The 11,915-nt window shown below is 41.9% G+C and carries 12 protein-coding genes; 8 read left to right on the top strand and 4 right to left on the bottom strand.

Annotated features, from left to right (window positions below):
* Nucleotides 1-372 precede the first annotated feature (372 nt).
* Together ACVW2L_RS19605 and ACVW2L_RS19600 are read left to right on the top strand one after the other, a co-directional pair.
* Entirely contained in the window at nt 373-1,083 is a 711-nt protein-coding gene (locus tag ACVW2L_RS19605; RefSeq protein ID WP_457129645.1) for an SAM-dependent methyltransferase, read from the top strand.
* Entirely contained in the window at nt 1,084-2,682 is a 1,599-nt protein-coding gene (locus tag ACVW2L_RS19600; RefSeq protein ID WP_457129644.1) for an FAD-dependent monooxygenase, read from the top strand.
* Here ACVW2L_RS19600 and ACVW2L_RS19595 read toward each other — a convergent pair whose 3' ends face one another.
* Both ACVW2L_RS19595 and ACVW2L_RS19590 read right to left on the bottom strand, forming a co-directional pair.
* Nucleotides 2,683-4,134 (bottom strand): T9SS type B sorting domain-containing protein, encoded by a 1,452-nt coding sequence (locus ACVW2L_RS19595; RefSeq protein ID WP_457129643.1) that lies wholly within the window; start codon nt 4,132-4,134, stop codon nt 2,683-2,685.
* A 174-nt stretch (nt 4,135-4,308) separates the two neighbouring features.
* Entirely contained in the window at nt 4,309-4,563 is a 255-nt protein-coding gene (locus ACVW2L_RS19590; protein ID WP_457129642.1) for a 4a-hydroxytetrahydrobiopterin dehydratase, read from the bottom strand.
* 341 nt (nt 4,564-4,904) lie between these two features.
* Between ACVW2L_RS19590 and lipA the strand changes: the two genes are divergently transcribed.
* From lipA to ACVW2L_RS19575, 3 genes are read left to right on the top strand one after another with little or no spacing between them, the layout of a single operon-like run.
* Nucleotides 4,905-5,783: a lipoyl synthase gene (lipA, locus tag ACVW2L_RS19585; protein ID WP_457129641.1), complete on the top strand. Its 879-nt coding sequence runs from the start codon at nt 4,905-4,907 to the stop codon at nt 5,781-5,783.
* 24 nt (nt 5,784-5,807) lie between these two features.
* Entirely contained in the window at nt 5,808-6,359 is a 552-nt protein-coding gene (locus tag ACVW2L_RS19580) for an RNA polymerase sigma factor (protein ID WP_457129640.1), read from the top strand.
* 8 nt (nt 6,360-6,367) lie between these two features.
* Complete coding sequence (locus ACVW2L_RS19575; protein ID WP_457129639.1) at nt 6,368-7,192, top strand: anti-sigma factor; 825 nt, start codon at nt 6,368-6,370, stop codon at nt 7,190-7,192.
* Nucleotides 7,193-7,490: 298 nt separating this feature from the next.
* On the opposite strand, the gene ACVW2L_RS19570 is transcribed toward ACVW2L_RS19575, so the two are convergent.
* On the bottom strand, nt 7,491-8,996 hold the full coding sequence (locus tag ACVW2L_RS19570; RefSeq protein ID WP_457129638.1) for an NAD(P)H-hydrate dehydratase: 1,506 nt from the start codon (nt 8,994-8,996) through the stop codon (nt 7,491-7,493).
* A gap of 42 nt (nt 8,997-9,038) precedes the next feature.
* Nucleotides 9,039-9,554 (bottom strand): GNAT family N-acetyltransferase, encoded by a 516-nt coding sequence (locus ACVW2L_RS19565; RefSeq protein ID WP_457129637.1) that lies wholly within the window; start codon nt 9,552-9,554, stop codon nt 9,039-9,041.
* 36 nt (nt 9,555-9,590) lie between these two features.
* Here ACVW2L_RS19565 and ACVW2L_RS19560 point away from each other — a divergent pair, with 36 nt between their 5' ends.
* The 3 genes from ACVW2L_RS19560 to nusA all read left to right on the top strand — a co-directional run bounded on the left by ACVW2L_RS19560 (nt 9,591) and on the right by nusA (nt 11,862).
* Nucleotides 9,591-10,004, top strand: a complete 414-nt coding sequence (locus ACVW2L_RS19560; protein ID WP_457129636.1) for a hypothetical protein — start codon at nt 9,591-9,593, stop codon at nt 10,002-10,004.
* A 146-nt stretch (nt 10,005-10,150) separates the two neighbouring features.
* Nucleotides 10,151-10,621 (top strand): ribosome assembly cofactor RimP, encoded by a 471-nt coding sequence (locus ACVW2L_RS19555; protein ID WP_457129635.1) that lies wholly within the window; start codon nt 10,151-10,153, stop codon nt 10,619-10,621.
* 5 nt (nt 10,622-10,626) lie between these two features.
* Nucleotides 10,627-11,862 (top strand): transcription termination factor NusA, encoded by a 1,236-nt coding sequence (gene nusA, locus ACVW2L_RS19550; RefSeq protein ID WP_457129634.1) that lies wholly within the window; start codon nt 10,627-10,629, stop codon nt 11,860-11,862.
* Nucleotides 11,863-11,915 lie beyond the last annotated feature (53 nt).

The raw sequence follows: 11,915 nt of genomic DNA, 5'->3' as shown, positions 1-11,915 counted from the left end.
GTGCGAATATAACTAAGGTTTTAGGAAAATATTATCTCAGGTATTATTTTTAACATAAATTAACTTTATAAGTCGGTTTTTTAAGTTTTACGATTGATATCAGGCTAAAGTACTGCGATAGGATTTCAGGTTTAAATAAGTGTTACGAATACGCCTAAAAAAGGGATGAATTTAAAAACGATCAGTGCAACCTATTTTCAATCGGGTTATAAAAACACTTTGCTACAATTTTGTGCCACTATTGCTCTTTTTAGTTATCAGCTATTTGCGTAAAATTTTATCCACCCTTCTGTGCGGTTACGTTACAACATCTGTGCGGCTGTGATACAGTTTTGAACGACGGATTTTAAAAAAAAAGCGCAACTTTGTTTTATGCCCTACGGAACACTGTTTCTAATCCCCGTGCCGCTTGCAGAAAACGCCGCAGCCAAAACATTCACACCTTTCCTGGTTGACACCATAAACAGCATTAAGGAATACGTAGTTGAAAATGAGAAAACTGCCCGCCGGTTTTTAAAAGAAGCCGGCCTTAAATCCCCACAAAGCGAATTAGTGATCCATGATTACGGCAAACACAACCGCGACAACATTAAGGATTTTTTTAAAGGTCTGCTTGCAGGTAATGATGTTGGCCTGATGAGCGAAGCAGGTTGCCCCGGCATAGCCGACCCAGGTGCCGATATTGTTGCAGCAGCCCATCAACGGGGTATTAAGGTAGTACCATTGGTTGGCCCAAGCTCTATTTTGTTGGCGCTTATGGCCTCGGGGTTTAACGGCCAAAGTTTTGCCTTTCAGGGATATTTGCCAATTGATAAGGCGCTACGATCAAAGAAGATAAAAGATCTGGAAAGTTTTGCCGTGCGTTTTGATCAGACTCAACTGTTTATTGAAACACCGTTCAGAAACAACAACCTGTTAGACGATATTTTAAAGACCGCCCAGCCCAAAACTCGCCTGTGCATTGCCTGCAACCTTACTGCCGAGGATGAGTTTGTACAAACCAAAACCATAGCCGACTGGCAAAAGCAAGTTCCTGATCTGCATAAAAAACCAACCATTTTTATAATAGCGCGTTCTGTTTAAATGACAATTACAGAGCAGCATACCAAAGTATTAATAGTGGGTGCCGGTCCATCGGGGTTAATGATGGCTGCTCAGCTACTTAGGCATGGTGTTATTCCAGTTATTGTTGATATTAAACAGGGGCCAACCAATCAATCTAAAGCGCTGGCTGTTCAGGCCCGCTCGTTAGAGATCTATAGGCAAATGGGCATTGTTGAAAAGGCCCTTCAGGGCGGTAAACAAGCTAATGGCATGGTGCTTCATCAGGAGGGCAAAGAAGTTACCTCTATTTCTTTAATAAATGTAGGCAAACAGCAAACACCCTTCCCATTTGTGCACCTATACCAGCAAAGCAAGAATGAACGGCTGCTGCTTGATTTTTTGACACAAAACTGCTGCCCTGTTTATTGGGACACCACTCTGGTATCGTTAAAGCAAACCGCGAAGGAGGTAGAGGTTGAACTGCGGTCGGGAGCAGACACCACCATTTTAACCTGCGATTATTTGGTTGGTGCCGATGGCGCACACAGCACTGTACGCAAACAATCAAACATCCCTTTTACGGGAGACACTTACGCCAACGAATTCTTTTTGGCAGATCTGGAGCTTAATAATAAAGAGCTAACGGGTACGCAGGTAGCTTTGTATCGTGGCAGGGCAGGCTTATCTGCATTTTTCCCCTTGCCAGAGCATAACAGTTACCGCATAATCGGCAACATTCCGCCGTTAAGCGAAGGCAAGCCGGATCTGAAGCTGGAAGAGGTGCTGCCACATTTAAGCGCGCTTACCGGGTTTACAGTTAATGTGGCAAAAGAGAATTGGTTTACCACGTATAAGCTACACCACCGTATGGCAGACAAATTTAGGAAGGGGCGTTGTTTTTTAGTGGGCGATGCCGCGCATATCCACTCGCCGGTCGGTGGGCAAGGTATGAACACTGGCTTGCAGGATGCGTATAACCTGGGCTGGAAACTGGCAGGAGTAGTTAACGGGCTGATAAAAGAGGGAATACTGGACAGCTACGCTGCCGAGCGTATGCCGGTTGCAAAAACCTTGTTGAATACAACCGACAGGTTGTTTAAAATGATCATATCAAGCAATTGGTTTGTTGTGTTTTTTAACAAGTGGATAATGCCTAAGGCCACGGCTTTAGTTTGGAAAAGCGAGCGCCTGCGTGCGGAATTTTTTAAACGGGTAGCACAGATCAATATTTCCTATCGCGATAGCAATATAAACCTGAACCTTAGCACCGCGAAAAACATAAAAGCCGGCGACCGGCTGCCTTATTTAAAAGTATTTGATGAGAAAAAACAGGAAGAAACCGACCTGCACCAATGGTGCGTTAAGCCCGGCTTTACATTAATGGTATTTGGCAAACTGCAGGAAATAGATCTTTTTACGTTAGCTAAATGGATAACCCAAAATTATCCGGGTCTTAATTTTTACTACCTGCCGCCATCAGCAAAAAATACAGCAATATTTGGCACTTTTGAAATAGCCGACGGGCGTAAAAAAGCTTTGATTGTTAGGCCCGATATGCACATTGGCTTTATCAACGATGTTGTTGATATTGATATGATGGATAATTACCTGCGCAATATTTTAGGCATACAAGCCTGATTACCGGATAACTGTAACCGATCCGGATAATTTAATGCCATTTGTATGAAGATCTACAATATAGTAGTAGTTACCTGCCGGTACAAATTTGCCTTTATAAGTACCATCCCAGGGCGATGATCCGTTTACGCTTCTGTAAACAAGCTGTCCATTGCGGTCGTATACCTGTACCACAGGGCTTTGATAACTGTTAATGCCGCCTATAACCCATGTATCATTAATACCGTCGCCGTTAGGCGTAAACGTATTGGGCAGGTTTATATCATCTGCTACTGATACCGTTACCTTGCTAATAACCTCAACGCCACAGGTATTATTATCCGGCGATGCGTGTAAAACATAAGTGGTTGTTTGGCCGGGCGAAGCGAGTGGATTTAGCACTGTTGTGCTGCTTAATGAGCTTATATCTGCGCCAGATTCCACCGTCCAGTAAAAAGTATCGGAGTTACTACTGCCCTCCAGCAAAACAGGTGAGCCTCCCCGCAAATAAAATTTGGGTGGGCCGGCGCTGACGGTGGTCAGAGGCTGCACCCATACGCTTAACTCATTAGTAACTACGCTGCAAGAAAATTTGGCTATTTTATCCGGCGATGATGAAGATGCCCTATAACGATACCTGCCGGGTACCGTTTCAGATACAAAAGTTATCTTAGTTGATGTTTCGCCCGGAATATCCACCCATATACCATCGTCTAATTTACGTTGCCATTTTATAACATTACCCGGATCAGGAGTAGTAGCTGTAGCAGAATAAGACTGCGCAGAGCTTACGCATGCAATGCGGAAGTCGCCCCCATCATCATATTCAGCGTCAATAATCTGCCCAACAGTGTTAACTGTCATGTCGTCAATCGCTATCTCGTTGGCATTTGCGCCCCCGGGCGTTATGCTTTTAACGTAGATATTAACATCGCTCTCGGCGCTGTTTAGTGTAAAATCGCAGGTTTTATGTACCCACTCAGGGCCATTTGGCGTTTGCGGTAAAGGGCCCACCGGAATATCCTGTAATAGAACGCCTGATGCTGTCTCAACTATAATGCGAATATCCGGCGGATTATTATCTGTCGTTTTAAGCAAATTCAACATCCATATCCCCACCCGGTAGTTAGTGCTGGTGCAAAGATTTTTTACCAGGTATTTAATATAGGTCTCGTATGATTGCGGCCGCGTATTTAATACCATCATATACCCGCCGGTATTGCCTGTATGGTCGGTTGTGTTCCACCATATATTTCCGGCGCCAGCGGTGCTATTCAAAATAGCGTATGAGCCTTCGGGAGGATAATCTAAATTACTAAAAGCGTAGTTGTTAACGCCTGGTATTTCAGGGCCATGAACGGAACTGCCCGCCCCAAAATCTACGTTGATCAATGGATCGCCTAAACCGCGTTGCGCAAACCCTTTAACAGCAATAAAAATAACTATTAAAGTAATAATGTATCTCTTAAACATTCGCGCACCAATAAATATTCATGCTAAATTACACAAGTGCTTGCAATTTTTTTGCATTTTTATCTATTAGCTTAATGATTTTTTACTTTTTAGGCAAAAAACAAAGCATATTAATAAAAACCCGCATAGCTGTGCCATCCAAAATGCTGTATGAGGAATAACCTATATAAATAGTTACAGCTTCCTGCCTTCCATTTCCAGCACCATATCATCTATAGCGGATGCAAGTTCCCGGTCTTTACTGGTAACAGTATCGCCTGCATCATGTGTGCTTAGCCATATCTCTACCTTATTATAGGTATTTGTCCAGGTAGGATGATGGTTATGATGCTGCGCCAGATCTGCAACATTAGTTATAAAATTAAACGCGTGTCTAAAATCTGTAAAAGTAAAGGAGCGATAAAGCTTGTTGTTTAGTTCTTGCCACATAGTAATTAAATTATCGATGTTTAACATTAAACCGGTATCCAGGCAGTCCGTTATGACAAATTACAACAATAAATTTGTCTTACATAAAGAATTCTATCCAGGCATTTACCTATCTGTCTTTTATCAGCAAATTTTTGGTCGCCCAGTTACCCGTCGGCGCAAGTAACAACTGTAAACCACGCATTATTGTTTTAACCCGTAGTGCCCTATTGATCTTGAGCCCGACAACATTGAATCGATGATACGCTAGCTATCGAACGCAGACAGCGCCTTAATCAACGCTCTGTAATATTTACGCCCCTCCTTTAAACGGTTAAAAGGTTTTTAATTACTTTTGTACCATGATAGAATTGCCGGTAGTTCCAGCTAATCAACAAACACGCAAGCCAGACTGGTTAAGAGTAAAACTTCCAACCGGGAAAGAGTATGCTCACGTACGCAGTTTAGTTGATGACCATAAACTACACACCATTTGCGAAAGCGGTAATTGCCCAAACATGGGCGAGTGCTGGGGTGCCGGTACCGCCACCTTTATGATACTGGGTAATATCTGCACCCGCTCCTGCTCTTTTTGCGCTGTTGCAACCGGCAGGCCGCTGGCGGTAGATACCGATGAGCCAAACCGTGTTGCTAATTCGGTTAAGCTAATGCAGGTAAAGCATTGTGTAATAACATCGGTTGATAGAGACGACTTAAAGGATGGGGGATCAACTATTTGGGCTGAAACTATAAACGCTATCCGCCGCGAAAGCCCTGATACTACATTAGAAACTTTACTGCCGGATTTTAGGGGAAACTGGGATAACCTTGCCCGCGTATTACAAACAAGGCCCGAAGTAGTATCGCATAACCTGGAAACGGTAAGGCGCCTCACCCGCGAGGTGCGTATCCAAGCCAAGTATGATAGAAGTCTGGAAGCGCTTAAACACATTGCAGAAGCCGGCTTACGCACAAAATCAGGCATTATGTTGGGTTTAGGCGAGCAAGAAGCTGACGTTTTAGAAGCCATGGACGATCTGCTTGATGCCGGTGTACAAATTTTAACATTAGGCCAATATTTACAGCCAACACGCAACCATCACCCCGTTGTGGATTGGATACATCCGGATCAGTTTGCTTTTTATAAGGAAGTTGGATTAAGCAAGGGTTTCAGATATGTAGAGAGCGGCCCACTTGTACGGTCATCTTACCACGCTGAAAAACACTTGTTTGAAATATGATATTTCCTTTATATATTCACCCCGTTGAGTAAAAAAAGCAAAATATCCCTTTCAGAAGAACAGCTGGTTTTAGCCCTGCAAAACCGCGAAAAAATAGCTATCGAGGCATTGTACGATATGTACTCGGGCTCCTTATTTGGCGTAATCTCGCGCATAATTAATGATACTCCTACAGCCGAAGACGTTCTACAGGAAACCTTTGTAAAAATATGGCATTCCTTTGCCGCGTATAGTCCGGAGAAAGGCCGCCTGTTTACATGGATGGTTAACATTGCGCGTAACTTGTCAATAGACAAGTTGCGATCCAAGGATTTTAAAAATCAGAACAAAAACCAGGAGCTGGAAAATAACGTAACTTTTATAGACGAACAGCGCAACACGGTTTACAAGCCCGAGTTGCTTGGGATAAAAGAAATGGTGCAAACGTTAAAACCCGAGCAGCAAGCAATACTTGATCTGGTTTATTTTAAAGGATACACCCACGTGGAGGCCGCCGAAGAGTTAGGTATACCACTGGGTACCATAAAAACCCGTTTAAGAATGGCCATAATTGAGCTGAGAAAATACTTTAATTAACGCGTAAGTTGGACGACATAAAAGCATATATTGAATCTGGGATACTTGAGTTGTATGCTTTGGGGGATGGAAGCCCCGAAGAGCGCGCACAGGTAGAGCAAATGGCCGCGGCTCATCCGGCTGTTAAAGCAGAATTGCGTGAGGTGGAAAATGCTCTTGAGAAATATGCACTTGAAAATGCCGTTCAACCTGCTGAACAACACCGGTACAAAGTATTAAACAGCCTGCTAACCAATTTTGCCGACGATAGCACTTTCCGCTCTAAACCTTCTGACGTTGGAACAAAAGTGGTTTCAATGCCCGAACGCAATACAAGCAATTTTTATAAGTATGCATTTGCCGCCAGCATTGCACTCTTACTTGGCAGCCTTGTAGCGTTATATGGCCTATATGATAAATTACAACAAAGCAACCAGCAATTACTTACGCTTAACTCGCAAAACACCAAATTTAGCAAAACCATAAGCAATATGGGCGAGGAGATTGGTGTTTTTAGAGATACCACTTTTAAATTGCTGAAACTAAAAGGTACAGCTAAAACGCCTTCTGCACAAATGACAGTGGCCTGGAGTCCTGTCAAAAAGAAGGTAATGATAGATATTGCCGGCATGCAGCTTCCGGCAAACGATGCCAACCATCAATATCAATTATGGGCGCTGGTTAATGGTAAGCCTATTGACCTTGGCGTTTTTGATAAGGGTGAAGCTGACTCGGTGGATATGAAGCTGATGAAACCTATTGATATGGCTAGTGCATTTGCTGTGACCCTTGAGCCGCGCGGCGGTAGCGTGAACCCTACCATGACCGAAATGGTAGTTATCGGACAGTTCTGATCCAATAGTTTTTCGACTAAAAAATTCACGATTTTTGTATTTTTTTAAGCAAAAAATCGCAAAAAAAATCGTTTTGCATACTTATTCTTTTCCCATTAGCCTTATCGTGAGTCTAAAACGGGTATAAGCAATTGCAAATGACGCCTTTATAGCCATTTTTAAAAAAAATCATTATTTACTGTAACGAAACGTAACTAAACGCTGTCTTATGGATATACCAGTTAAGAGTATTAGTTCTTTATAAGATCAGTTAATATGTTTAGAGAAACGGATGTGTGATACTCGCATCCGTTTTTTTTTATGCCAATAATTTTGCCATTGTTGCCGGTAGTCTCCACATTATCTGGGATGGCAAAACTACGTTTGCGCGGTTGGGCAAAGCCAGCTCATCCCCTGCTTTACCATGAACATAAACGCCCAATATGCAGGCTTCTTCGGGTTGATATTTTTGAGCCAAAAGGGATGTTATGATGCCTGTTAACACATCGCCCATGCCACCTGTGGCCATAGCAGGGTTACTTGTAGAATTGAAATAAACGTTCTCGCCAGGAGTAACAACAAGCGTATAATCGTTCTTTAAAACAATATTGATATTCAGCTCGGCAGCTTTGGCTCTCGCTGTTTGCATACGTTGCCACCAGTTGGCATGTTGGCCAAACAATCTGTCAAATTCCTTCATATGTGGCGTTAAAACGCTTTTTGCAGGTAGCTTTTGCAAAAGGTCTGGGTTTTCAGCCAGTAAATTTAATGCGTCTGCATCTACAACAATAGGGCGTTTAAAAAACTCAATAGTATCTATCAATAATTTAAGTGCATCGTCTTTTTTGCCCAAACCTGGCCCTATACCAACGGCGTTATATTTATCCCAATCAATTTCCGGTAAGTTATCTTCATCGCGAATAACAGCCATTATTTCAGGCTGTGAGCTGTTCAATGCAATTAATCCGCTTTGCGGGATGCAGGCAGTTGTGAGGCCCGCCCCGGCAAATAAACAAGCCGAAGCGCTTAATAAAGCGGCGCCCATGGTTTGCGGTGCGCCAGCTATGATCAGGGCGTGCCCGTAGGTGCCTTTATTGCTAAAATGCTTACGGGGTTTAATAATACTCTTTGCAGCCTTCTCTTCAATAAACTGATAATGTGAGTTAAGCGTCTTTATAAACTTTTCGTCAATACCAATATTTACCACGCGCCAGCAATCTATATAAGGCGCCGATTCGGGCAGCATAAAATTGATCTTAGGCTGCTGAAAAGTAATAACAACATCCGCTTTTATCGCCACTGCATCCTTAACTATCTCTCCATCGGCAAAAAACCCTGTAGGAATATCAACGGCTACCACTGTCACCGATAAATTATTAATGAACCTGGCAAGTGTTTCGTAATCGCCTTTTAATGGCTTGTTCAAACCGCTGCCCAATAGGGCGTCAATTATAACCGCTGCCTTTTCATCAGCAATATCAGTTTCCGGAAAAAGCTCGGTGCAATTTGTTAAAATTCGTTGCAAACGATTAAGATTAAAGTCAAAATCGGGTGTGGTCTTTTCAGAGAAACGTGCAATTTTTACGCTTAAATTTATGTAACCATGCTCAAACAATATCCGCGCAATAGCTAATCCGTCGCCGCCATTATTACCTGTGCCGCAGTACACGGCAATACTTTGTTTTTTATCCGGAAAATGATTTACAAACCAACCTACAAACGCCTTTGATGCCCGCTCCATCAGGTCAATAGAACTAACCGGTTCGTTGGCTATGGTATAGGCATCGGCTTGGCGAATCTGTTTGGCAGTTAGTAAAGGCAGCATATTTGATAAATTTAATTTATAGAGGTTTTGTTTATAATATACCTAAAGCAGATGCAGCGTATATAAATGCTCATCCAAAATTTCCCCATCCTTAATAACAGATCTCGGCAATACCCCTTGTTTAATAAAACCGGCTTTTTCTAATACTCGCATGGATGCAGGATTATTGCCCAGTGTGTTAGCCTGGATACAAATAATATCCAAATGAGTAAATGCGTGATTGGTAATAAGTTCAATTGCCTGGGTAATTATTCCCTTGCCGCTATGAGCTGTGCTTATCCAGTAACCCAGCAGAGGGGTTTTGCGGTAAATATCCTCGCGCAGGTCAACGCCTATCACGCCAACTACTTCGCCGTCTATATCAATAGCAAAATTAGTTATGGGTTCTTCGTTAATTTTTATGCTGATAAAGTACTCCGCGTCAGCAAGGTTATAAGGATAGGGGAAGCAATCTAACAACGTGGCCGATACTTTTCTGTCGTTCGCATTTTTTTGAAGTGACGCAGCGTCAGTTTCTTGCCACCTCCTTAGCACAAAATTATTTCCGGTTAATTGCATGCTATAAAATTAGTAATATTACAGTATCGCAAACAGATGAAAAAAATATATCCCCTTCTGCTTTTACTATGCTTTGGCTGCAGCAAGCCCGAACCGGCTAAAATAAAGGTGGAGCTTATAGCCAAAAAAAGCATATTGGCTATAAGCGGCTTAGACTCGCTTATATTAAATGATATTGCCCGTGATAGTATGGTCAACTGGCAAAGTGTTTTCCCGGTTTACCGGATGCCGGTTGATACCGATATGAAAGATTTTCAGAATGAACAACCCGGGCATTATTGGGTAAATAAAGGCTCATTGCTTTTTATGCCTGATACCAGCTTCAAAACAAAACAAACTTACTTTTTACGCTATTTTGACCACGCCGTTGGTAAAGATGCCTGGGATTATATTAAGAACGGTAACCAGAAGACCGGCGCGCCATATAAAGACCTTACATTTACGCCTTAAGGGTATTGATAATCAAATAATAATTACTATATTTGCATCGAAAATAAAAAAAGAGGGGGCCGTTTGCCCCCTCTTTTTAGTTAACAATAATTTTTATTCGCGCATTTGCTGCATACAGTTATTGCGGAATATTTGGGGCCTGAAATATGAATATTGAAAAAAGGGTAGCCGAACTGGTTGAAGAAAAAATAACCGAAATTGAACGCCCCGACCTGTTTTTAGTAAGTGCGAAACTACTGCCCAGTGGAGTATTAATAATACTGGTTGACGGTGACAATGGCATAGGTATAGCCGAATGCGTGCAGATAAGCCGCTATGTTGGCTTTAAACTGGAAGAGGAAGACGTTATAAAAACGGCTTATAACCTTGAGGTTTCATCGCCGGGTATTGATACACCGCTAACCATGCCAAGGCAGTATAGCAAAAATATAGGCCGCAATCTGGCTATAAAAATGGAGGATGGCGCCAAGCGCGAAGGCAAACTGAACGGTATTACAGAAGATGCTATATTAATAGAAGAACAAATAAAACAAAAAGGGAAAAAGGCTGAAATTATTGAAAGCGTTATCCCCTTAGATAAAATAACCGAAACAAAAGTTTTAATATCATTTAAGTAAGAAAAATGAGCAATATTAATTTGATCGATTCCTTCCAGGAGTTTAAGGATTTCAAGAACATTGACAGGCCCACAATGATGAGCGTACTGGAAGACGTTTTCAGAAGTATGATCCGTAAAAAATTCGGCAACGACGAAAACTGCGACGTTATTGTTAACACAGATAACGGTGACTTGGAAATATGGCGCACGCGCAAGGTAATGGAAGATGGCTTTAGCGAAGATGATGACCTTGAAATTGAATTGGCCGAGGCGCATAAGCATGATGAAGATCTTGAGGTTGGTGATGAGTTTATTGAGCAGATAACCTTAGAAAGCTTTGGTCGCCGTGCTATATTGGCTGCACGCCAAACACTGGTTTCAAAAATTCTGGAGCTGGAAAAGGATGAGATCTTCAAAAAATATAAAGATCGTGTTGGCGAGATAGTTACCGGTGAAGTTTACCAGGTTTGGAAAAAAGAAACTTTGGTATTAGATGATGAAGGCAACGAGCTTTTATTACCTAAAACAGAGCAGATCCCTGCCGATTACTTTAAAAAAGGCGACAGTGTTAAAGCTATTGTTTACAAAGTAGATATGCTGAACGCTAACCCTAAAATCATTATATCGCGTACAGCGCCTGAGTTTTTACAGCGTTTGTTTGAACTTGAGGTTCCTGAGATTTTTGATGGTTTGATCACTATCAAAAAGATTGTTCGTGAACCAGGTGAGCGTGCTAAAGTTGCAGTTGAATCATATGATGATCGTATTGATCCGGTAGGTGCCTGCGTGGGTATGAAAGGATCGCGTATACACGGTATAGTACGCGAATTAAAAAATGAAAATATCGACGTAATAAACTTTACCAACAATATTCAGTTATATATACAGCGTGCTTTATCGCCTGCCAAGATCACTTCTATTAAATTAGATGATGAGAAAAAAACAGCAGCGGTTTATTTAAAGCCAGATCAGGTGTCGTTAGCAATCGGTCGCGGTGGACATAATATTAAATTGGCAGGTAAGTTAACCGGCTATGAAATAGACGTTTACCGTGAAGCTGACGAGCATGATGAGGACGTGGACATTGAAGAATTTGCAGATGAAATTGACAGCTGGATACTTGACGAATTTAAACGTATAGGTTTAGATACTGCAAAATCAGTATTAGCCCTGTCTGTAAATGAATTGGTTAAACGCACAGATCTGGAAGAAGAAACTGTTAAAGATGTGCTGTCTATATTAAAAGCTGAGTTTGAATAAAATAATAGAAGACAAATTAAAATCGTATTTTTGCATAAAAGCAGGAAAAGCTT

Source organism: Mucilaginibacter sp. HD30, assembly GCF_054061755.1.
Note: the sequence above shows the minus strand (reverse complement) of the source record. Positions and strands in the feature narration are given on the sequence as shown.